The 24,629-nt window shown below is 31.6% G+C and carries 17 protein-coding genes and 3 pseudogenes; 7 read left to right on the top strand and 13 right to left on the bottom strand.

Annotated features, from left to right (window positions below; genetic code table 11):
- From N3C_RS15065 to N3C_RS09960, 3 genes and pseudogenes are all read left to right on the top strand, one after another.
- A pseudogene (locus N3C_RS15065) lies at window positions 1-666 on the top strand (hypothetical protein); the annotation flags it as partial.
- Between the two features lie 107 nt (window positions 667-773).
- Window positions 774-1,847: a glycosyltransferase family 2 protein gene (locus tag N3C_RS09965; RefSeq protein ID WP_074365884.1), complete on the top strand. Its 1,074-nt coding sequence runs from the start codon at window positions 774-776 to the stop codon at window positions 1,845-1,847.
- 193 nt (window positions 1,848-2,040) lie between these two features.
- Window positions 2,041-3,129: a glycosyltransferase gene (locus N3C_RS09960; RefSeq protein ID WP_306345594.1), complete on the top strand. Its 1,089-nt coding sequence runs from the start codon at window positions 2,041-2,043 to the stop codon at window positions 3,127-3,129.
- Window positions 3,130-3,226: 97 nt separating this feature from the next.
- Here N3C_RS09960 and N3C_RS09955 read toward each other — a convergent pair.
- The 4 genes and pseudogenes from N3C_RS09955 to N3C_RS09940 form a co-directional block, all read right to left on the bottom strand.
- A pseudogene (locus N3C_RS09955) lies at window positions 3,227-3,649 on the bottom strand (class I SAM-dependent methyltransferase); the annotation flags it as partial.
- Window positions 3,650-3,661: 12 nt separating this feature from the next.
- A complete protein-coding gene (locus N3C_RS09950) occupies window positions 3,662-5,752 on the bottom strand; it encodes a glycosyltransferase family protein (RefSeq protein ID WP_074365881.1) in 2,091 nt (696 codons plus the stop codon).
- A gap of 143 nt (window positions 5,753-5,895) precedes the next feature.
- Window positions 5,896-6,993: a 6-phosphofructokinase gene (locus N3C_RS09945; RefSeq protein WP_074365880.1), complete on the bottom strand. Its 1,098-nt coding sequence runs from the start codon at window positions 6,991-6,993 to the stop codon at window positions 5,896-5,898.
- Window positions 6,994-7,260: 267 nt separating this feature from the next.
- The gene (locus N3C_RS09940; protein ID WP_074365879.1) at window positions 7,261-8,367 is read right to left on the bottom strand and encodes a transglutaminase domain-containing protein; all 1,107 of its coding nucleotides are present in this window, start codon (window positions 8,365-8,367) and stop codon (window positions 7,261-7,263) included.
- Window positions 8,368-8,739: 372 nt separating this feature from the next.
- Here N3C_RS09940 and N3C_RS09935 point away from each other — a divergent pair, with 372 nt between their 5' ends.
- The 3 genes from N3C_RS09935 to N3C_RS09925 all read left to right on the top strand — a co-directional run bounded on the left by N3C_RS09935 (window position 8,740) and on the right by N3C_RS09925 (window position 12,150).
- On the top strand, window positions 8,740-9,960 hold the full coding sequence (locus N3C_RS09935; RefSeq protein WP_083604514.1) for a CapA family protein: 1,221 nt from the start codon (window positions 8,740-8,742) through the stop codon (window positions 9,958-9,960).
- A 93-nt stretch (window positions 9,961-10,053) separates the two neighbouring features.
- Complete coding sequence (locus tag N3C_RS09930; RefSeq protein WP_074365888.1) at window positions 10,054-11,412, top strand: Mur ligase family protein; 1,359 nt, start codon at window positions 10,054-10,056, stop codon at window positions 11,410-11,412.
- A gap of 12 nt (window positions 11,413-11,424) precedes the next feature.
- On the top strand, window positions 11,425-12,150 hold the full coding sequence (locus N3C_RS09925; protein WP_074365877.1) for a type 1 glutamine amidotransferase: 726 nt from the start codon (window positions 11,425-11,427) through the stop codon (window positions 12,148-12,150).
- Between the two features lie 34 nt (window positions 12,151-12,184).
- Here the strand turns inward: N3C_RS09925 and N3C_RS09920 are convergent, their stop codons facing one another.
- From N3C_RS09920 to N3C_RS09895, 6 genes are all read right to left on the bottom strand, one after another.
- Window positions 12,185-13,036 carry a polysaccharide deacetylase family protein gene (locus tag N3C_RS09920; protein ID WP_083604513.1) on the bottom strand — a complete coding sequence of 284 codons (852 nt, stop codon included), beginning with the start codon at window positions 13,034-13,036 and terminating at the stop codon, window positions 12,185-12,187.
- Window positions 13,037-13,187: 151 nt separating this feature from the next.
- Window positions 13,188-14,174, bottom strand: coding sequence for a UDP-glucose 4-epimerase GalE (gene galE / locus N3C_RS09915; RefSeq protein ID WP_074365876.1), 987 nt, complete (start codon window positions 14,172-14,174; stop codon window positions 13,188-13,190).
- Between the two features lie 67 nt (window positions 14,175-14,241).
- Window positions 14,242-15,501: a helix-turn-helix domain-containing protein gene (locus N3C_RS09910; RefSeq protein ID WP_074365875.1), complete on the bottom strand. Its 1,260-nt coding sequence runs from the start codon at window positions 15,499-15,501 to the stop codon at window positions 14,242-14,244.
- Between the two features lie 41 nt (window positions 15,502-15,542).
- The gene (locus N3C_RS09905; RefSeq protein WP_074365874.1) at window positions 15,543-16,844 is read right to left on the bottom strand and encodes a helix-turn-helix domain-containing protein; all 1,302 of its coding nucleotides are present in this window, start codon (window positions 16,842-16,844) and stop codon (window positions 15,543-15,545) included.
- A gap of 160 nt (window positions 16,845-17,004) precedes the next feature.
- A complete protein-coding gene (locus N3C_RS09900; RefSeq protein WP_074365873.1) occupies window positions 17,005-17,775 on the bottom strand; it encodes a ribonuclease H1 domain-containing protein in 771 nt (256 codons plus the stop codon).
- Window positions 17,750-18,769: a YkvA family protein gene (locus N3C_RS09895; protein ID WP_074365872.1), complete on the bottom strand. Its 1,020-nt coding sequence runs from the start codon at window positions 18,767-18,769 to the stop codon at window positions 17,750-17,752. The genes N3C_RS09900 and N3C_RS09895 overlap by 26 nt, the downstream gene beginning before the upstream one ends.
- A 240-nt stretch (window positions 18,770-19,009) precedes the next feature.
- On the opposite strand from N3C_RS09895, the gene N3C_RS09890 reads away from it, so the two are divergent.
- On the top strand, window positions 19,010-20,746 hold the full coding sequence (locus N3C_RS09890; protein ID WP_074365871.1) for an ATP-dependent metallopeptidase FtsH/Yme1/Tma family protein: 1,737 nt from the start codon (window positions 19,010-19,012) through the stop codon (window positions 20,744-20,746).
- Between the two features lie 193 nt (window positions 20,747-20,939).
- Here N3C_RS09890 and N3C_RS09885 read toward each other — a convergent pair.
- From N3C_RS09885 to pepF, 3 genes and pseudogenes are all read right to left on the bottom strand, one after another.
- Window positions 20,940-21,135 (bottom strand): annotated as a pseudogene (locus N3C_RS09885) (transposase); the annotation flags it as partial.
- Window positions 21,136-21,705: 570 nt separating this feature from the next.
- Window positions 21,706-22,722, bottom strand: a complete 1,017-nt coding sequence (locus tag N3C_RS09880) for a rhomboid family intramembrane serine protease (RefSeq protein ID WP_074365870.1) — start codon at window positions 22,720-22,722, stop codon at window positions 21,706-21,708.
- A gap of 89 nt (window positions 22,723-22,811) precedes the next feature.
- Window positions 22,812-24,611: an oligoendopeptidase F gene (gene pepF, locus N3C_RS09875; RefSeq protein ID WP_074365869.1), complete on the bottom strand. Its 1,800-nt coding sequence runs from the start codon at window positions 24,609-24,611 to the stop codon at window positions 22,812-22,814.
- Between the last annotated feature and the right edge of the window lie 18 nt (window positions 24,612-24,629).

The following is a 24,629-nucleotide window of genomic DNA, read 5'->3' as shown; positions in this document are numbered from 1 at the left end:
AACGCTATATTAGATGCTCTTTCTGATCCTAGCTTTGGTTTAGAAGAGATTAAGTCTGAAATTTCTGTTGTTGAAGCTGCTGTACTGGATCCTAGCTTCGGCTTACAAGAAATCAAATCCGAAGTTTCCGCTATCGAAGACGCTATATTTGACCCAAGCTTCGGTTTACAGGAAATTCAATTTGAAGTTTCCTCTATCGAAGCTGCTGTATTTGATCCTAGTTTCGGTTTAGAAGAAATCAAATCCGAAGTTAGTCAAATATTAAATGAACTTGGTGCAACAAATTCTAATAGAAGTTCCGGACCATTCCATGCAACAAGTCCATTGTTAGAAGTTATGATATTGAATAATTGTAGTGAGCCTATAGGTCCCGTAACAATTACTGCATATAACCTTGATACATGCCCAAAGACAACACTAATAGCAGATAACGGTGATTTGATAACAACAACCATTACAACTATAAGTGCTGGTTGCGCCGTAGATATCACCTTTGCAGGTGACTTAATTCCTGCTAGTATACTTGGAGACCATGTAGAAGTGCAGATTACTACTCCTGGCGGATTACCACCATGTGTATCAGTTTATTCTAGAACGACAGATATTACAAGAGCAGTTACTACAAATGAAATCTTTAATTCTGATTACTCAAGAATACAGCCTTAATAACTTAATATAATATCCTATGGTAAATTTTGTGCTCATTCAGTTAATAACTGAATGAGCACTTAATATCATTATTGAAAACAATTGTTATTTAACAGGAGGACAAAATGATCTCAATAAGTCTATGTATGATTGTTAAAGATGAAGAAGATGTACTTAGTCAATGCTTAGATTCTGTAAAAGATCTTGTAGATGAGATAATAATTGTTGATACCGGCTCCAAAGATAAAACTAAGGACCTTGCATATAAATATACAGATAAAGTCTATGACTTTCAATGGAACAATGATTTTTCCGCTGCTCGTAATTACTCATTTTCAAAGGCAACAAAAGACTACATTATGTGGCTTGATGCCGATGATATTGTTCTTGAGAAAGATCTTGAAGAAATGAAGCTTCTCAAGAGACAGCTCAGTCTAGAATATGATGCAATAATAATGAAATATGTAGTACAAAGAGACGCTAACGGGGAAGAAATCTACGGATGTTACAGAGAAAGGTTAGTTAAAAGAAGTAGCAATTTTAAATGGTATGATCCTATTCACGAGCATATTAACTTTTACGGAAAAGTCCTTCATACAGAAATAGCTATTACTCATAATGGTACTGGAACTAATTCAAAAAGAAATCTGGACATATTGAAAAGATTTTTAGAGGGTTCTAAAAACTTTCATCCAAAATACCTTTACTATTATGCTCGTGAAAGCTATGCTTTAGGAAATATAGAAGAGGCAATAAAATACTATCTTAAATTCTTAGATAGGAAACCAGATGTATACTCTCCATATACAGAAGCTTGTATTCAATTATCTCAAATTTACAAAAAGCAAAATAAAGACAAGTTGGCATTACAAACCCTAATACGTAGCTTTGAGTATGACCCCCTTAGAGCAGAAGTATTATGCCTTATAGGAAAGCATTATATAGATAAAAAGGATTATTCTACTGCCGTTTGTTGGTATAAACTAGCCCTATCCATTCCACGTCCTAAGCTCACATGGATCTTTATAATGGATGAGTATTGGGAGTTTATTCCCTATGTAGAGCTTTGCCACTGTTACTATTATATGGGCGATCTTGATACTGCCTTAAGTTATCACAAGAAAGCAGCTAAATTAAAACCTAAACACCCTGCAGTTGCTCTTAATCAAAAGTTTTTCGACTCCATTATAAAAGAGTAGGCATAGATTTTGTCATAGCTCAGATATCAAATATTAATAAAAATTCTAAGATATGTAGAATTTTTGATGTTTTTTAATTTCTATATAAGAAAATATAAATAATATATTCCTTTGTCACTTATACACAGTTTTTTCATATGTTATTATTGAAGCATTTATTAGAGGTGGTATTTTGGTCACTATAAGCCTATGCATGATTGTTCGAGATGAGGAAGGAACATTAGCTCGATGCCTTGACAGCGTTAAAGATATCGTTGATGAAATTATTATTGTTGATACAGGATCCATTGATAAAACAAAGGAAATTGCTAAAAAATATACATCGAATATTTATGATTTTGAATGGATAGATGACTTTTCAGCAGCAAGGAATTACTCTTTCTCAAAGGCTACAAAGGATTTTATAATGTGGATGGATGCAGATGATGTGATTTTAGAAAAGGATAGGATAAATCTTAAGGAGTTAAAAGAAAAGCTTGATCATTCAGTTGGAATGGTTATGATGCAATACAATTTAGGTACAGATATAGAGGGTAATCCTCTATGCACCTATTATAGAGAGCGAATAGTAAATAGAAGGTTAAACTTTAAGTGGCACGATCCTGTACATGAATATCTTATTCCAGCCGGAAAAATCATTAAGGTTGAAATTGCTGTTACCCATAAAAAAGAAAAGAAAAGATCTAGCAGGAATTTAGACATATTCGAAAAATGGATCAAAAGTGGCAAAGAATTATCTCACAGGAATTATTTCTATTATGCCCGGGAATTAAATGCTCAAAAAAAGTATTCTGAAGCAATAAAATATTACGAAAAGTTTCTTGCTCAAGATGGTGGGCTTTTTTCAAACTATATAGATGCTTGTGTAGATTTATCCAAAATATATGCAAAACTTGTAAGTACAAAAAAAGCAGTACAAACCCTACTTAGAGCCTTTGAATTCGGAATTCCTAGAGCAGAAATCTGCTGTGAGCTTGGAAGACTTTACAGCCAAGAAAAAGACTATGAACGTGCCATTGCGTGGTTTCAAATTGCCACAAAGCTAGAAAAACCAAAAAACACTATCGGTTCTGTAATTCATGACTGCTATGACTATTTTCCTTATGCAGAAATGAGTATATGCTATTTTAAACTTGGCAACCTTAAAGCTGCTATAGAATATAACGAAAAGGCGGCACAATTTAAGCCTTATTCGAAGGTTGTACAAAATAACAGGAAATATTTTCACTCCTTAATTAATAGCTCAAAAGAAATTATAAATTCCTATAAACCACAATCCTAAAATTACAAGTATCTCCTATCATATAGGCTGCTACACATATATAATTAAAGGTCTAGAATTCTTAAGACTCTTTATTTGTAGTATAGCAGCCTCCTTATCATTTCACTGCAGACATTAAAAGTATATGCCCTATTCCTTTAATATTATAAAAATTCCAATCATTATTTTCATGGCTGAAGGATGTATCTATTCTAAATCCAACATCCATAAGCATCTTAGATAAGGTTATTCCTTCAAAATAAGACAAGTGTTCATAGGATGCATTATATCCAAACCAATTTGCCCCTATAAGCCTACCCTTTTTATGATTGGGGGTAGATATGAAGAGTATCCCTCCTGGCTTTAATATTCGATAGATTTCTTTCAATTCATCCTTAGGATAAATATAATGCTCTATCACATCCCAAAGGGTAACCACATCAAAAGAATTGTCTTTAAAGCCTATCTCTCTCAATTCCTTGTTATAAACTTCTATGCCCTTTTCTTTGCATTTCTCATAACCCTCTTTAGATATTTCAACCCCAAAAACCTGCTAACCTGATTCTTTAGCATAGGACAAAAATTCCCCGTCACCACAACCAATATCTAACAGCTTTCTATCTTGTCCATAGATATTAGATTTATTTACCCATTCCAATCTAGGCAAAAACATATAGGGCTTTTCTTCTTCATAAAAGCTTCCCCTGTAGCCATAAATCTCTTCATTACTATAATATTTCTCATTATAAAGCTTATGAATATTAGAGCTACTGGGGATGAGTTTCAGAAATGTAAAGCTACAGTTTTTACAAGCTACAATAGGCTGGCCATCTGCCCTTTCTAAAATCATGCTATATTCCTTAGAACCACAGCTTTTACAGTAATTTTTCTGGCTAAAAATCTCCTTCCATTCTAAAAGCCTATTACTATTTCCAAGAATCCTATCTACAGCTTCCATCATTTGAAAATGCAGTTTTTGTGAAGCATATAAATGACCTTTTTTTGCTAGAATATCACTTAAATTTCTATACATCAAAGGTTGGTCACCTTCTAAGGAAGATCTAAGCTTGGAATAGATTAGTAAAGCATAATCATAATAGCCTATTTCATAATAATAATGGGCCAATTCAAATTTTCCTTTATTACTGTCCTTATTCAAGTTCTGCAATTCTTTTCTTAATAGTGAAAATTGCTTAATAGATAAAAGTATCCTTAGCTTGAGAATGTCACTATGATCCTTTTCTGCCAAGGAAATTAACTCTGCCTTATAAAGATCTTTTACATTCCTATCTTGAATTAACACTTTAACTGCTGTTTTTATATCATTTTTCATATAAAGAGCAGTAACATAGTTCTTCAAGGTATAGTTTGATGCTTGCAACTTGTAGGCCTTCTCCGAATAATAAAGAAACTTATCTACATTTTTTTCTCTATAGCTAAGTCCATATAAGGACTCCAATATAGGATGTGGATACTTTTTCAAGTACTGAAACCACTCTTTTTGAAGTTTGTAATAAATATAATCCTTCTTATAACTTTCAAATATTTCTCCATCCAGTATATTATTTAGTTGCTTAGCTCTACTGTCCCAGGTATTTTCCTGCAAAAATTTCATAGCAGCTTCTTTATCAAAGCCTTCAACAATACTCCTTCTAAGTAAAGCATTAAATTCTTCAAAGCCCTGGCCAGTAAATATAAAGGGCTCATTTATACAAAGCTCCGGTAGAGCAGTTGAAACTACCTTAATTCCACTAGCCACATATTCATAGAATTTAATAGGATCACAGTGAATAATTAAATCTATATTGTCCTTAAAAGGTATTATCCCCACCTTACAATGACACATGTAGTCATATAATTTTTTATGAGGCTTATTACCAAGTAAATAAAGATTATGAAAGCTTTTTCTCATCATTCCTTTTTTAATAGGTCCAATTAAAACAAAGGACAAATCTGGATTAGCTTCAACAACTTTATAAAAAAGTTCTTCGTCAAACCAATCAAAGATAGCACCTACATAGCATACTCTTGGATCTGGTATATTTCGTAAATCCTCCGGAATTTCCCTTTCTCCAGAAAACCTCTCTAAATCAACTGCATTTTTCGAGAGAAACACATTTTTTCTTCCATAAGATTTGCTTAAATATAGTCCTGTGCTGGTTGTAAGGATAAGGTCTGCTCTTTCAAGTATTCTTTGCTCCAATTCAATGTCTTGAGGCTGAGACCAATAAGAATACTCCATATCCTCATGATCATCAACGCAATCGTATACCAGTCTATATTTTCCCCTTACCCTTTCTAAAAGAGCCACAAACCTTGGAAAATAACTTACTATAACAGTATCCATATTGGTGTTCATCATATGGTTTAGTAATATTATATACTGCTCATATATAAATTCTATATGTTTGCTGAAGTTGATCAAACTATAAACCTCTACCCCGAAATCAACAACCTTCTTCCCTAGGAGCAGGACTTTTAATAAGTGCCTTGTGTCTGGTATTTCATCCACATCAAGCTTAGGTCCAGCTTGTTGAATAAAGACCACCTTATGTCCTAATCTAGCTAAAGCTTTTGCCATATGATGGGGACGCTGTTGCATCTCTCCCCAAGCGCAGGAAGACAATATAATAAACTGTCTCATATATATCTCCTTAAATTATTTATAACAGTACATTATATTGTATTCACAATGCCCATAGCAGTGCTACACTTTTATTAAGCATTAATTTTATTTACTAACGGAAAAGAGCACCTCACAATGAGGTGCTCTTTTATTATACTCTATTAATCTCCGAAAGATATTCCTATGCTCTTTGCAACCTTTACTAATTCTCCCTCCGGATCTACATTCTTATTGTTTCCTATAACATTTTCTAGGCTTTCATAGGAAATCTTATCACCCTTTAGGCAAACCATATTTCCAAATAATCCTTCATTAATCATTTCTACAGCAGCAACACCGTATCTTGTTGATAGAATTCTATCATAAGTTGAAGTGTTTCCACCTCTTTGGATATGTCCTAAAACTGTACTTCTTATTTCATGATCCTTAATTATTTGCTCTAAATCATGTGCTAACTTGTTAGCTATTCCACCTAATCTGATTGGATCTGGGCTGTCTTCAACGATCTTGCTTACTACAACTTCACCGTCTTTAGACTTAGCTCCTTCAGCTACTACTATTACGCTAAATGGCTTTCCCTGAGCTTCTCTCTCTCTTACTTTTTCAACTATCTTATTTATATCATATGGAATTTCTGGTATTAGTATTACGTCTGCTGAACCTGCTATACCTGCTTCTAAAGCTATCCAACCAGCATTTCTTCCCATAACTTCACAAACCATAACTCTATGATGTGATTCAGCAGTTGTATGTAATCTATCTAAAGCTTCAGTAGCTACTTCTATTGCAGTATTAAATCCAAAAGTAACGTCTGTAGCTGCTAAATCATTATCAATTGTCTTTGGTACACCGATTACATTTACACCTTTTCTTGCAAAATCTCTAGCACTTGTTAAAGTTCCATCGCCGCCAATTACAACTAATACATCGACGCCTTCTTTTTTCAAATTCTCCACTGCAACATCAGAAACATCTTTCTTAACTAACTTACCATCTTCTTCAACAGTGTAGTCAAATAGATTGTCTTTGTTAGAACTATACAATATAGTTCCACCTCTATGAAGGATTCCAGTAACACTATCTAGAGTTAGTGGTACAAAGTCATTATTATATAATCCTCTGTAACCAAACTTATAACCAATTACTTCATAACCATACTTTAAAATTGCTGTCCTAGTTACTGCTCTGATAACTGCGTTTAACCCTGGACAATCTCCTCCACCTGTTAATAAAGCTATTTTCTTAATTTCCTTAGCCATTTAAAACTCTCCCTCCAAGCCCGTTTTTTATATATACACACATATTGTGTACTCATACAAGAGTTTTCTGAATTTTCCACACAAAACATTTAACATACTAATCAGAAGTTTATCATAACAAACGTTTAATTGTCAATTTTATCTATAAATTATTTTAAACATTTTCTTAAAACACTGTCTAGATTCTTTTTACTTATATGCCACGTTAGTATATTATTACATTAAACTTTAAAAATATACATTATCTTCAAAATATTATTCGAATAATTATTCTATCTTTTTATCTATCACAATTTCCCTAATAACCTCGTTACCATCTAAAGATAAACTTATAGTGTTACTGCCTTTATTTAAGGTTATTTCTTTATATTTGGCTACTTTTTCCCATTCTTGATCATTAATTTTTAAATAATAAGTATCAACCATTACACTGTTTTTAAATACACCAACTACAAAAGTTTTATTGTCATTCTTATTTTCATCTACTACCTTTTTCATAATTATCATAGTAGGAACTGTATCGCTATTATCATCAACATAGTTCACCTTTGGTGATATTGTAAACAAAGAGCTGTTGTACACATAAATACTTGGTGGTGCATATCCTTGCTTAAACTTTAACTCTGGCAACTCACCATTAGGTAAATAAGTAATATAAGAATTACTTTTTTTACTACCATAAATCTTATTATCAATATTTATAGTATATGAATATATAAAATTTCTTAATTTGCTAATGTAGTCCTTGGAATTTTCTATTCCTTTCACTTCTATGTTTTCAAGCTTGCTTTCAATTACCTCCATAGCACTTAGCGGAATATTTTCTTTTGTAATGTAAACCCCTTCAGAAGGATCTACCATTATCCATTTGTTATATTTATCACTCCATATTTCATTTACCTTGTAGTAGTCCCTACCCTTTGCAATTTCTGCATTTTTAACTCTAAATTCACCTCTTCTTGCATATATGCCTAAGGCAGTGCAAACTTGATTAAATACTATAGAAAACTCTCTATCAGAAGCTTTAGGTGATGTTTCCTTTTCCTTCAAAATTTCAATTACATCCTCTTTTGTGCTTACACTTCCTTGAGAATATTGCATCTTGGTATGTATCCATTTTGTTATCTGAATTGCCCTTTCTAGTTCATCCCCTTGACTACCTATTGTACCATTAAGCTGATAAAGCCTATTTAATTCTTCTATTTGGCTATTTGTAAAATCCTCATAGTAAAAATGAATATTTTTACCTTCATAAACATTGTCCCATTTAGTTACCTCTAAGCTCTTTTTGGAGCTTTCTTTACTACACCCAGATAATATGGATAATGATGTTACTAGAGCAACTAAAATCAACTTAGCTTTTTTCCTATTCAAGACTACACCTTCTTTTCTTTAGAATTTTTTATAATATATTACATAGGCTATATTTAATTCCATGAGCTAAACAACACAATATATCTTTACTCACCATTGGAAATATTATAACCATATTTTAATATATCATTATTACTTTTGGATATAAAATCCAAAACTTATATACTTAAATTTATACTTCAATATAATTTTAATATATTTTCCCTATATTTCATAGCCTATTCATTATTCTTAATTTATTATTTCTGTAAATATAATCTGATACTTGGTATAAACTAGTCTATAAAACCCACAAAATACTTCTGGATTCTTTTGTTATTTTTGAGGATAAATATAGATTAGACAAAGGCTTATTAATAATATAAAATATTTATGAAGAAAGGTAGGTACAAACTCATGACAAAAGGATTCAAAAAGAAACAAGGAAAATCTAAACTCTTTCTCTCTATTACCATTTGTATTTTATCACTTTTTGCTATTTTAGGTGTTGTTTACATATGTCATTCCGTAACTAAATATGCAGAAAGGAAAGAGAAAGAAATAGAACAGCAAAAGACTACTGCTGAAAAAAAGAATGAAGATGATTCTAAAAACGAAGATATTGCTCCTGTAGTTACTACTCCGATAGTTGAAGAAACTAATGTAATACTATCTGCTGTAGGGGATAGTACTATTGGTACTGATCCTAAATTTTATTATGCTACTTCACTGCCAGCCATGGTACAACAGAATGATAATGATCCCAGCTATCTCTTTAGCAATGTAGCTCATATATTTAAGGAAGATGATATAACTATTGCCAACCTTGAAACTACATTTACAACCGCTACAGAAAAAAGAGAGAAATATCACAAGATTCAATATCACTTTAAGGGTGATCCAGAACTTGCAAACTCTCTTGTTTCTGCGTCAATCGAAGGAGTTAACATTTCAAATAATCATATTTATGATTATGGCCAAAAGGGCTTTGAAGATACCATAGCTACTCTTGAAAAACTTAATGTGAACTACTTTGGTGAAGGTTATAAATGGATAACAGAAGTAAAAGGAATTAAGTTTGGCTTTCTTGGCTATCAAGGATGGGATACTAATGATAATTTATTAAAAACTGTAAAAGAAGATATTGAAACTATGAAAAAAGAGGCCCATATTGTAGTAGTCACTTTCCATTGGGGTATAGAAAGAGAAACAACCCCAAATGAGGTGCAAAAAACTTTAGCCCATTACGCTATTGATAATGGAGCAGACTTAATTATAGGTCATCATCCTCATGTTATCCAGGGCATCGAATATTATAAGGGTAAATATATCAATTACAGCTTAGGAAACTTCTGTTTCGGAGGAAATAGCAATCCTTCTGATAAGGATACCTATATATTCCAAGCTGATTTCAAATTCAAAGACAAAACATTATCCTCTGTAGGCGTAAGAGTTATTCCCTGTAGCGTATCCTCAGTAAAGGATCGTAATGATTATAGACCTACGCCTTTAGCCGGTGATGAAAAGCTTAAATTGTTAGAAAAAATAAATAGCTATAACATGAATTTAAATTTTCAATTAAGCGATAATTTTCAGTATATAGATGTAGAATAGCTATCTATATTCAAAAATTTCATAGGATATTCATAAAAACTAGATTAGGCCTTGGTAAGTTACAATTATACATGGTCAATTTATAAACAGGTGGTGTCTAAAATTAAAATTAAATCACTTTTCAGTATAATAAGTTCAAAAATAGTATTGTTTCTTTCAAAACGAATCTTTAAAGGTGGTAGCTCTTTCCCCGGTAAAGTGGCCTTAAAAATTGATAGTGATATCCTTTCTGTAGTTGCAAAGAACTACAAAACCATTCTAATTACCGGTACTAACGGCAAGACCACTACTACTAGCATGATTTACAACACTATTAAAAACTCCGGTAACAAAGTTATAACTAACAGTACTGGGGCTAATATGCTTCCAGGAATTACAGCGACCTTTATTGATAATTATAAGCTATTTGGTAAAAATGAATCCGCTTATGCTGTAATAGAAGTAGATGAAGCTAATTTAAAATTCATTACCAAGTATATTTCTCCTGAAATCATAACAATAACTAATCTTTTCAGAGATCAACTAGATCGTTATGGTGAAGTATACACTACTCTATCTAAAATAATGGAAGGCTTAGATAATGTTAAGAGAGCAAAGCTAGTCCTTAATGGAGATGAGTCTCTTTTAGGAGATCTTGCAACGGATAATCAGTTGTGCTATTACGGCTTTAATGTAAGCCCATATGATTCTAAACTTGTAGACGTAAATGCAGATGCAAAATTTTGCAAAAAGTGCAAACATCCTTATAGCTATGAGCTCATAACCTTCAACCATTTGGGAAGTTATTATTGTCCTAATTGTCAATATCAGAGACCAGAGCTCAAATATGCTATTAATGCTATTGCAGAAATGACTCCTTATTACTCCAACGTAACAATAAATGACCAAAATATAATTATTAATCAACCGGGAGTCTATAATATATATAACGGCCTTTGTGCTTATTCTATATGTAAAGAACTAGGTATAAGCGATGACATTATTTCTGAATCCTTAAGAAATCAAACTAGTCATTTTGGAAGACAAGAAACAATACATATTGAAGGTAAAGAAGTTAAAATAATACTGGTAAAAAACCCTGCTGGCTATAACCAGGCTATTGATACCGTATCCCTAGACAAAAGAGCTGTAAGCGTTGCTTTCCTCTTAAATGATAATTATGCCGATAGCAGAGATGTATCTTGGATTTGGGATGTTAACTTCGAAAAGATGACCACTCTTGAAATCCAGCAGATACTAGTAGCAGGAATTAGAAATTATGATATGGCTATAAGACTAAAGGTAGCAGGATTCAATACAGAAAACTTTAAAATCAGCGAAGACTTTGACAACTTATTAGATAATATAAAAAATTCTCCTAGCGATTTTGTATACATCTTAGCTACATACACCGCTATGATTGAATTTAGAAAGTATCTTCACAGTAAAGGCTATATTAAAAAACTATGGTAGGGAGGCTTAAAAATGGAACTAAATATTTGTCACCTTTATCCGGATTTACTAAACGTTTATGGTGATGTTGGAAATATATTAATTCTTAAATATAGGGCAGAACAAAGAGGAATAGCGGTTAATGTTTTAAATTGTTCCATTGGCCATGCCTTCGAAAAAGAAAAATATGATATTGTTTTTTTCGGTGGCGGTCAAGACTATGAGCAATCTATCGTTTCTCCAGATTTAATAAAGGAGAAAAAGGCCCCCTTACAGGAATACGTAGAAGATAATGGTGTATTATTAGCTATATGCGGTGGCTATCAGTTGCTTGGTAAATACTACACTACACCTGAAAACGAAAAGCTAGAAGGACTAAATATTTTAGATATTTATACAGAAGGCGGAAGTAACAGATTCATAGGTAATACAATTATTATCAACGAAGATTTTAATGAAACTTACGTAGGTTTTGAAAATCATTCTGGTAGAACATATATAGGAAATTTAACACCTTTAGGCAAAACTATTTTAGGCTATGGAAACAATGGTGAAGATGGCACAGAAGGTTGTATTTATAAAAACACTTTCTGTAGTTACTTTCACGGTTCCCTGCTCTCTAAAAATCCTGATCTAGCAGATAGAATATTGCTTCGTGCTTTGGAGAAAAAATACGGATTAACAGAGCTAGCTCCTCTTGATGACAGCTACGAAATTAAAGCCCGTGAACATATACTAGCTTTAGCAAAAGACAAGTAATATGATCTAAAAAGCTTCAGGTTCCCTGAAGCTTTTATTTATATATAATTCTTCTTTCAATCATCTCCTTCTCTTCCCTTTCCGTTATGTCATCAAAGGTTCTAAATATAAAATTATTCTCCTTTAAGTACTTAATTATATCCTCTAAAGATTCTACCGTTGTTTGCTTAGTGCTGGAATCATGCATTAACACTACAGCAAAATTACAATTCTCACATTTTCTTATTACACTTTCCCTTATGATGCTTTTTGGTACAAACACACTAACAGCATCTAAAGAACTTACATTCCAGTCTACATAGCGCATATTTTTCTTCTTTAGAGTTTGTCTTATATCTTCCAATACACTTTCCTTACCAATAGTATTATCAGATCCGCCAGGCATTCTAGTATAAGGTGGAATATCCCTTCCAGTTATTTCTTCAATAACTTTAATGCATTTTTCTAAATCAGAAAAATACTTACCTTTGCTTTTATATATATTGTAATCATGACTATAGCTATGAGGCAAAATACACATACCACTATCTTTCAACTTAACAATTATATCTTTATTTCTTTCTGCTAGATCTCCTATTACAAAAAAACTAGCTTTCACCTTATATTTATTAAGAATTTCTAATATTTTAACAGTGTTTTCTGTAGGTCCATCATCAAAGGTTAAAAAAACTTCATTAATGTCCTTCAAAAGCATATATCTTAATTTTGATTTTCCAACCTTTCCTTCATCATTGGTAGGTATCACCACGTAAGGGCTCATAAGCTTTATAGCTTCTTTTTCTTTGAAAACACTGTATCTATTGAATAAAAACCATAAAGAACATAAAGTAATTAATAGAATAACTACTACCTTTTCACTCTTTCCTTTACTACTCCTTTTATTCATATACTCACCTAAAGCGTTAAACCTTATTAGAATATCTAATTATAGGATTAACTATTTGCTTATAATTAAAGGTGGAAATTGCATGAAAATAGGCTTTAAAGCCCACAATAACTATTTCTTAACCTTAAAGCCTAATTTATCAAAATATATTTTATTTTTCGTAGCCTTGAGGATGTGATAAATGCCATCTCCAAGCAGTTTCTATTATCTTCTCTAAAGAGTTATATTTTGGCTGCCATCCTAGCTCTTCTATAGCCCTTTCAGAAGATGCAATTAATACCGCTGGATCTCCTGCTCTTCTTGGAGCTATCTCTTCCTTAATTTCTCTTCCTGTTACCCTTCTAGCAGTTTCTATAACCTCTTTTACTGAAAAGCCTTTACCATTACCTAAATTGAATACTGCACTGTCTCCTCCATTTTTCATTCTATTTAGAGCTAATAGATGAGCTTCGCAAAGATCCATTACATGGATATAGTCTCTAATACAAGTACCATCCTCAGTATTATAATCATTACCAAATATCATTATCTTTTCTCTTTGTCCTAAGGCTGTCTGTAATATCAAAGGAATCAAATGGGTTTCTGGTCTATGATCTTCTCCTATCTCTCCTGAAGGATGCGCTCCAGCTGCATTAAAGTAACGAAGAGCTGTATATTTAATTCCATAAGCTTGTGCTGACCAGTTAAGAATCTTTTCTACCATAAGCTTTGATTCACCATAAGGATTTTTAGGCTCAGTCTTATCAGCCTCCTGTATTGGAATACTTTCTGGCTCTCCGTAAGTGGCTGCTGTAGAAGAAAATACTATGTACTTCGTGCCATAGTCCCTCATAGTTTCTAATAAATTGATTGTTCCTCCAACATTGTTGTTAAAGTATTTTAATGGCTCTGTAACACTTTCTCCTACTAATGAATCCGCTGCAAAATCAATAACCGCTTCTATATCATTTTCAGAAAAAACCTTATTCAAAAAGCTTCTGTCTCTCAAATCTCCTTCATATATCTTTTGTCCCTTTACAGCATCTCTATGACCTTTTTGAAAATTATCTACTATAATAACCTCCATACCCTTTTCCGCTAATAAGGATACCATATGACTACCAATATAACCTGCACCACCACATACTAAAATACCCATTTATCTATACCTCCTATTTCATGTTCCTTAATTTTATAGAATTCCATTATAAAATTCAAAAGTTATCTTATAGTGGATCCTCTAACTTCATAGCTAATGTTAAATACTTAAGGGATTCCTTAACTATACCTAATTTATGATACATATTAGCAATATCCATGTATTTATTAACTTTTTCACTTTTATTTCCATATTTAAAGAAAGCATCTAAAGAAAGATTCATGTACATTTCAGCTTCTTCATAATTAGCTTTCTTTTCTAAAATCATAGCTTTATAATAATAAGCTCTATCAATATATTTAACATCTCCTGATTCTATCGCATAGTTTAAGGCATCATCGCATAATTCTTCCGCTAAATCAAACATATCATATTCTATTAAAACTCCGATGGAACCAATGACATAATCCACTCTTACCGATGGCTCACACTTTGAGCATAGTTCCAACCCCTGTCTTATATATTCCATAGCCTTATCTTTTAAGCCCATATAAATCAAAGTAAAAGCAAAATCTAATTTAGCCTTACCTAACTTTTCCGGTATATCCTGATAATATTCATATGTTTTCTTCTCATATTCTTTGAATTTATCCTCATTTATTATTAAGTAAGCTCCTGCAAGCAAATGGTATATCTTACCAGTTAAATCATGATCTTCTATTTTATCTACAAGACTCTCTAACTGAAAAACTAATTTATCAATACAACTATATTTCTTCATGGAAATATAGCATAAAAGCTCATTGTATATGACTTCAGCTAAAGAGTTTTCTTCTTTATAACCATTCTTTTTCAATATATTTTTAGCCATTGTATAATATATTATAGCTTGTTCACATTCATTATAACTGTATAAATACTTTCCCATATCGCTATAATAAAGAAAATAATGCTTATCTTTTCCTGACTTATAACAAATATGATAATAGGTAGATGTAATATCTTGAATCTTATTTACTTCTCTTATATCTAAGTAATAAGAAAACAATAAGTGTATAAACTCGAAAGCCAGATCATAATACTCCCTATTAAGTGCAAAATTCAGATTATAGTTTAAAGCCTCTTCGTAACCTTCTATATCTTTTTTGCTTTTTAAAAGTTTCAAATTTCTCTCTAGCTGACTTTTTGTGCTCTCAGTTAAATAATCATAATCAATATCTAACTTTTTAGAAATATACTGCAAAATTTCTGGTTCTGCCTTAATCTTATCATTTTCAATACAGCTCAACTTAGAAATTGATAACTTATCACCGCATATATCTTTTAAAGTTAATCCTTTATATACCCTAGCCCTTTTTATTTTCTCCCCTGTTGCTAGTATTTCCATGACTTACCACCCATCCATCTCTCAATATATCATTTGCTTCTTTATTCTTTTATTATTCCTAGTTCTTTAAATATCTCAACACCATCATTGAGATATTTAGCTGCCTTCTCATCCATTTTGCTGTCTATATAAAACTTTCCTAATGTTATAGAAATCTCTGCAGCCTGTTTCAATAGTTCCATATTTTGAGCAAAATTCAGGGCTGTCAATAAAGTATGTTCTGCCTCTTTATGATTTCCCTCTAACAAATTAACTCTGTATTTTAGCAAATAATAATTGATTAAACTACCATTATCTCCATCTCTAATATTATCAATTATTTCTTGTAAAGTCCTATTGCAATTATCTAAATCCTTTAATTTAATGTAATTTTCACACAAATTAACTAATGTTTCACTTAACTTACCATCATTATTCCTTTGTCTTATTTCCTTTGCCCTATTTAAATGTATGAAAGACTCTTCAATATTTTCAAATTCATAGAATAATCTTCCTAGATTGTTTTCAATTTGTCCAATATAACAGGAATCCTCCAATTCCTTGAATATATCTAAAGTCTTTTTGGAATACTTAATAGCGTTATCAAGGTCTCCTTTTTTATTGTATTCCTCAGCTAAAAGCATTAATGCCTTCCCATAACTTCTCTTATTTCCTAGTTGATCAAATTTCTGTTTAGCTAAAAAGGAATAATTTATAGACTTGTCTATATTACCTAACTTGTAAAAGGTTAAGGCAATATGATAGTAGATCTCTGCAATAAGAATGTCGTTTCCTATCTCATGATCAAAATATACCTTTTCTGCCTGTTGAAAATAACTAATAGCAGAATGATAAGCTCTTAATTTGTAAGTAACATTACCTAAACTTAACAATGTATTTATGGTATCTTCATATTGATTTAATCTTATAAAGACCGCATTGGCAGATAAGAAAAATTCTTGAGCCGCAGCATATTCTTCACGCATATTATGAATCTTACCTTTAAAATATAAATTTTTAGCTTTTCGATATTCTAAATTATACTTTTCCGCATAATATATAGACATATCGATATTTCTTTCTGCAGAGCCTAAATCCTCATCTATCATGCAGGCTTCTGCCATATTCTCAAAGTATATACATATCTTTTCTGCTTGATGCTCTTCTGTTTCCATCAAATATTCAATAGAAGTCTGTAAAGTATCTGCCAAATATTCTAGCAAGTCCATACTTGGATTAGACTTTCCTGATTCAACTAAAGATATCCGGCCTGGTGTGATTCTATCCCCAGCTAAATCCTTCAGTGTCATATTTAATTCTTTTCGTCTTCTTTTTATCTTTTCACCTAGTGATAATATTTCCATAATCACTCTTCCTTTTCAAAATATCCACAAAAATTTAATTTCATTAAAATATAAGCGATAATCGATTTAATTATACCACAATCTTTCCAATTTATGCAGCAAAATTCTCATTATTTTTCCATAAAAAAAGCGACTTTATAGTCGCAAATAAGATATCATATTAAATTTTCCTTATCTTTATTTTTTCCAATAAGGCTTCTGTTATTATAATTTCCTTTAATTTATATTTCAAGCTCTCTTCTTTTACCATAAGCTCATTAATCTTTAGCAGCTTTTCGGTTTCATAATTTAACTTTAGTCCTCCTGCTGCCTTTGCAAATTCATCAACCATTTCATTGTACAAATCTCCAGTATGGCTATCAACTTTAACAAAGTATACCTTTATGTTATGTTCATTAACAAGCTTATTGAACTTTTCATAGTATCTTCTTGAAGATTCTTCCTTACGCTCCCAAAAACCAGTAGCATGATAACAAACCCCTTCATAGTCATGAAAAATCACAAGCTCTTTAATATTATTTTCACTACAATACTGAAGAGCTCTTATTGATGCTTTCAATTCTCCAGCTATTTGTCGAATATCGCGTAAACTGTCATCTGCTGCCACACCATTTTCTATATAGGTTACTACATTTTGCTTAGTTATAAGTAATCCATAAGAATATTTTCCCGTATCTATATTATAACTACCATCTACATAAGCATGATGTATATCAAGCGGGTATGTATCCTTTCCTTTTTTCAATATAGGATCTCCATGTGATAAATAATCTTGAGCTTCAGCCATTGTTGTAAAACTTTTATATTTTGCCCCTTTAACTCCTTTTATGTACTTTTCACACTCAGTCCAGGAATCAACTATTAGATCCTTTACCTCTTCCCCCTTAACCTTGTCATATCCTATTTTAATGGCGTAAACTTTCTTGCCCATCTGATTTAGTCTCCTTTACTTTATTCTGCTCAGCTTTATTTTTCGTTACCTTTGTAAACCATTTACAAGTATTAACAACATTTTTTATTCCTATTGTATTATATAAGATATCTATACCCTTTCTTATAACTAATATTATCTCTTCTTCACCTTCCCAATTTTCTTTTATAACTTCCTCTGGCACATTGCAAATTATCTTATTTAAAGCATAAAATACTATAGCCAAATCATCTATCTTGCCTATTATAGGAAGGAAATCTGGAATTATATCAAAGGGTAAAGCAAAATATGTAATTACAGCTCCACATATTATTTTTATCTTAGAAGGTACTCTTTTATCCTTAAACAATCTAACAATTAAAGCTATAAAATCCGGTAACAGCATTATATATGGTATCAATAATTTATTCTTTTCAGGTATTTTATTTTCTAGTTCACGTCTTAACTTACTATACCTATCCTCTTGATCCAATACTGGCGAAGTATTAGAATTATTCTTCTCTTCATTTTTTACAACCTCTTGCTGAATCTGTAAAACTTGTCCATTAAGGCATAAGTTTATTTTCTTTATCTCTACATAAATCTTATTCTTAAGCAATTGAATGTTATCTAATTTAAATCCTAATTTTATTGGTAGCTTTGTCAAAAGCTTAGGTATATTTAAATTTACAACGCCTTTTTCGGCAGTAATACCTAAATCCTTCACAGTTTTAATCAACTTACTTAATATCAAATTCAGAAGCCACTTAAATACTGGTACTTTTGCTACTTGCACTTTTTCAATAATAAAAGAAATACTTTCATCTCTTACGCTAAGAAGACTAAGTTCCACCATAAAAGAAATTTTTATAATTTTTTTATAGTTACCTTTTATGTATATATGCTTGTCAATATTTATAGCATCAATAGTTAGACCTGGTACCTTCAGAAAATCCTTTATTATGCTTTCTATATCCTCTGTACTTAAAGTAAAATTAACTTCACTTATATTCACTGTAACACCCCATTTGATTGAAAATTCAATACATAACTTAAGTATAGATTATTGAATCAATGAACTTAAATTGCCTTTTAAGTTAAATGTCTAAATATAAGTATACAATAAAAATTATTAATAGTGAATTTATATCCAAGATTTACATTAGTAATTTTTATGAATAAAATTAGACATTAAGTAAAAAAACACTATAATAATATTATGTAAACCAACTTGAAAGGAGATAGATGAATTATTATGAATAAACATAAGAAAAAGTTCATTATAATTCCTATAATTACTGCCCTTATTTCAATTATTGCCATACTCGCGGGAAATTTAAATAGCGATTTTAATAAATATAAGAATTATTCAGATTTTAATAAAGATATAGAGGCTGAAATTATAGATACGGTATACTTAACTAATGCCTCAAAGATTAAGGTGCTGCTAAAAGATGGCACAAGCTATAAAACAGACAATCCAAGAAGCGACAGTTTAAAAGAAGATTTACTTATTGAAGATATCAAGGTGGTTGAAGGTGCAGGTAATGATTTAATGGACATTTTACCTCCCGCTACTTTAGCCTTGTCAATGGTTGCCCTTCTAGTATTGTTTATGAAATCTGGAAGTATCCCATATAAAAAGTATACTTCCGTAGATGCTCTAGATGTGAATGAAGCTGAAAACTTCAAATATAATTTTAGCAGTGTAGCGGGTAATGAAGAAGCTAAAGAAAGCGTAAAAGATATAGTTGATTTTCTTAAAAAACCTGAAAAGTACGCCGCTTATGGCGCAAGAATGCCAAAAGGAATCATTCTCTACGGTGAACCTGGCACCGGTAAAACCCTATTAGCCAAAGCTGTAGCAGGAGAAGCAGGAGTTCCTTTCTATGCTATGTCTGGTTCAGATTTTGTGCAAGTATACGTAGGGGTTGGTGCTAGCAGAATAAGAAGCTTGTTTAAAAAAGCTAAGGCTAACGGTAAAGCTGTAATATTTATCGATGAAATTGATGCAATAGGTAAAAAAAGAGATTCAAACAAGGCTGGTGGAGGCTCTGATGAAAGAGACCAAACCTTAAATGCCCTACTAACTGAAATGTCTGGTTTTAATGACAGCGATGGTATAGTAGTAATAGCTGCTACTAATAGGTTAGATATGCTAGATTCTGCTCTACTAAGACCTGGTAGATTTGATAGACATATTGAAGTTACTCTTCCCGATGTAGCTGCAAGGGAGAAAATCTTAAACCTACACTTAAAAAACAAGCCTACTAAAGACTTAGATGTAAAACAGTGGGCTCAAAAAACCTCCTATTTCTCTGGAGCAAAGCTTGAGAGCTTAGTAAATGAAGCAGCTATATTAGCCTGCAAGGATGAAAGCAAATACATCCTTGAGGAGCATATGGATAAGGCCTTTTCCATTGTAGTAGCAGGTCATGAAAAAATTGATCGTTCATCCATCAAAGAAAAAGATAGAGAAATAACCGCCTATCATGAAGTAGGACATACAATAGTAAACATGTGCATGCTACCAGAAGATAAGGTCTCAAAGGTTACCATAATACCTAGCACCAAGGGAGCTGGTGGTTATACCTTAAGCATACCAGAAGATAATATGTATCATAATGAAGATTACCTAAAAAGAAGAATTATGGTACTTTTCGGTGGCAGAGCCGCTGAAGAAATCATATACGGCAAAGATTATGTTACTACAGGCGCCTACAATGATATACAGCAGGCAACTAGGATTGTAGCTAAAATGGTAACAGAATATGGTATGGGCAAAACTTTAGGACTATTAAGCTTAAACGAAATAAATAACTCCTTCAATGCTAGCTCTAATGAACTTTTAGATGAGTGCAAATCATTAACAGAAAAATTATACGAAGAAACAAAAACTTTATTAATTAAAGAAAGAAATAAACTTGAAAGTATTACTAGAGCTTTATTAGAGAAAGAAACTCTTTATTATGAAGATTTAATTAGCATGTAAATTCCCATTCTCTAGAAGAACGTCCATATAATTGTGTAAATTCAATTAGACAAGGTATGATTTATTTGGAAATTACTACAGGAATATATTCCCTGTAGTAATTTTTATTTTATTTGGGTATTACTAATACTGAGAAGGTATAACTGTTTGTGGTATTAGTATTTGCAAAATATCTAGTATTATACATACTTATAGCTAGATATAGAACCATACTAAGAGAATCATCAGTTGGAAAACAAGATCTAACCTTTGTGAATTTTCTTAGTTGTCTATTGAATCCTTCTAGTGCATTTGTAGTATAAATTTATTCTCCTTATTTATGGGAGAAAATTAAAGTATGTTGATAAATTAGACCAATTGTTATTCCAAGACTGGATTTCTATAGGATATATAATTTTAATGTTTTTTTCACCAGGATCTTCATTTAAAAATTCCTGTCTATTTTCAATTCTATCCTGAAAACTATTGATTTTGGAGGATACCCATAATTCTGTTTATCTTTCCTTAAAAACAACTTTCTTTTTATTTTTATATCATTCATGTAATTATACTAATTCATTATATTATCTCCTTTCTTATTCTCTTTGCAAAATTAATATAATTAATAAATATAATTAAATATTATATATAATTTTATTTATTGGTTATTTTATACATTTGTCAATACGCTTCAATAAGTAAAATTATTTGTTTAAATACAAAAATCTAATTAAAATATTAAACAAGTATAATAGTGATATGATACTTCCAAAGTAAACAGTCTAATTAATTAAAATTAGATTATCTATTTTGGAGGTATTTTTTATAGGAAGAAAACCAAAGTATAGTAAAGAAGTAAAAATAAAAGCTTGTAAAGATTATCTTGAATTTAGTAAAAAATGCTCCTCTCATAATAAACAGTTCTTTTTATATAAACTGCTTACCATGAGAGGAGCATATCAATTTTATCCAAAACTATTCTATTTTTCAGCTACTTTCTGATCTAAAGCTGCAGTAATAAGAAGTCCTCCTAATAGTCCTCCAATATGCCCAGCATTGTCAATGTTACTAGTGGAAAAACCTATTACCAAATTGATTACTAGTACTTGAAATATACTTTGCAAGAAGCTTTTTCTTATAGTGTCTTTTCTTTTTAAGGCAAATACAATGCAGGCCCCCATTAATCCAAAGATAGCTCCAGAAGCTCCCACAGAAAGGGAGGATGCTTTTAAAAAGAAATAACTAAATAAAGACCCTACCAAGCCTGAACATATATAAATGACACCGAATTTAAATTTGCCATAGGCTTTTTCTATTATATTCCCTAACAACCATAAAGCATACATATTCATTACTAGATGTAACAATCCCCCATGTAAAAACATAGCACTAATTAATCTATGATATTCTCCTAAATCAATTAGGGGCTTGAGTATGGCACCAAATTTAATCAATACCTGTATGTCAATATCTAATAAACTTTTTGAAACTGTAGCTGTAATAATAAACATTATAACATTAATTGCTATAAGTAAATTGGTAATTGTAAGAAAAGAGTCCTTAGGTTTGACTTGTATTCTTTTTTGGTTTTCTACATAGGCAAGAACTCCTTGAAGACTGTTAGTATATCCTATTTGCTGAATAATGCTTAAGTCTTTCATATCAATTTGAATCACTGCGGAAGCTACTAAAAAGTCGCTGTTTATGGCAGTTTCATCTCTATTTATAACTGTATCCTTAGCAGAAGATAAAACAGTGATGGTAATACCGATACCCCTATTTCCAACATAGGACTTACTAATATGCTTTTCTAGTAGCTCCTTAGTGAGCTCATAATCTTCTCTATTAGTAACTACCATTATTTCATCTAGCTGTCCTATGCTGCCCTGGATCATCCAGATAGTTTGCTTTTGCTTGTTTTCTCCCAGCTCATAAACCCCAAATTGGCCTGAGGATAAAAAATAATTTATTAGATCTCTTTGAAATTTCTCCTTCAAAATATCACACCTTTTTATACTACTTCTAAGCAATAAGAGCAAGAGATCCAGCAGAGCTGAATCTCTTAAATATTAATTTATATTATATTCTAACGATGATTTTCCATCATATCAAGCAATTCAGAGAATCTTTTAATAGTATCTTCTAATGGCTTAGGGGTAGTCATATCAACTCCAGCCTTTTTCAATATGTTAATTGGATAATCGCTGCCGCCAGCCTTTAAAAAGCCTTTGTATTTTTCAACCGCTTCTTCTCCATTCTCTAAAATAGCTCTAGCAAAGGAGCTTGCTGCCGCGTAACCAGTAGCATATTGATAAACATAAAAATCAGAATAGAAGTGTGGAATTCTAGCCCATTCCATATCTATTTCCTCATCCACTACCATGCTAGGTCCAAAGTATTTTACATTAAGATCGTGCCAAATGCTGCAAAGTTCATCAGCGGTAAGTGGTTTTCCTTCTTCAATGCTTTCATGAGCTATCAATTCAAATTCTGCAAACATTAGCTGTCTAAATACTGTAGTTCTGATTTGCTCCAACTCTTGATTTATCAAGTAAAGCTTTTTCTTTTCATCAGTTTCTTTATCTATCAAATGATGTATAAGCAAGGCTTCGTTAGTAGTTGAAGCTACTTCAGCACAGAATAAAGTATAATCTGCATAAATATATGGTTGATTCTTTCTTGAATAATAGGAATGAATTGAATGTCCCATTTCATGAGCTAATGTAGAAACATCGTTAAGCTCATAATTATAGTTTAATAGCACATAAGGCATAGTATCATAAGATCCCCAAGAATAAGCTCCACCTCTTTTACCCTTGTTTTCATACTTATCTATCCAACCACTATTTACACCTTCATCAAAGATAGATAAATATTCCTCTCCTAGAGGCTTAAGTCCTTCCTTAACTATTTCTACCGCCTCATCAAACTCTATATGCTGCTTTTCAATTTCTATTAGTGGAGCATATAAATCATACATATGAATTTCATCTAATCCTAAAAGCTTTTTCTTTATATCTACATATCTATGTAATACAGAAAGATTTTTATTAATAGTATCTATAGCATTATGATATACTTCTACAGGAATATCATTAGGCTTTAAAGAGCTTTCTAATGCAGAATTATACTTTCTTACCTTAGAATCAAAAATAAAGTTCTTTATAGAGGAAGTTAAGGAAACTGCAAAGGTATTTTTATATTTTCCATAAGTATTAAATAGGGCCTTAAAGGCTGCTTCTCTAACCTTTCTGTCCTTGCTTTTAATAAAGCTTCCGTAATTTACCTCTGTAAGCTCCACATCATTTCCTTCTTCATCCTTTATAACAGGAAAGGTCATATCTGCATTAGTAAGAATGCTATAAATATTATCAGGAGCATCTAAGCAATCTGATACTTTAGCCAATAATTCCTCTTCCGCCTTGCTTAAAGTATGAGGCTTAGCCTTTAAAATATCCTTAAGCATAAAATCATAGAGCTTTAGCTTTTCATTTTCTTCTAAGGCCTTTTCTATAGTTCCCTCAGGTAATGCTAAAATTTCAGGTACAAAAAAAGCTTGATATCCTCTAAGTTCAGACAAATAAGTATCTATTCTGTCCTTCAACCCTTGATACTTAGTGTTGCTAGTATCTTCATCATATTTTAAGTGAGCATAAATAAATAACTTTTCTGCCCTTCTAGAAATCTTTTCGTTAAGTGTAAGATACTCTAATAGTAAATCAGCCTCTCCTAATTTACCAGCATATTCTTTAAGCTTTGGTGCTTCCTGCTTTAAACCTTCAAAATCTTTTTCCCAAAGATCATCTGAGTTATACATCTTGCTTAAATCCCATTTATCCTTAGCATCGATTTCTGCTCTAGTTTTAGTCTTTTTTGCTTCTGCCATATAAATTCTCCCTTCATT

The organism is Clostridium sp. N3C (assembly GCF_900095445.1).
Taxonomy (GTDB): domain Bacteria; phylum Bacillota; class Clostridia; order Clostridiales; family Clostridiaceae; genus Clostridium_AU.
Note: the sequence above shows the minus strand (reverse complement) of the source record. Positions and strands in the feature narration are given on the sequence as shown.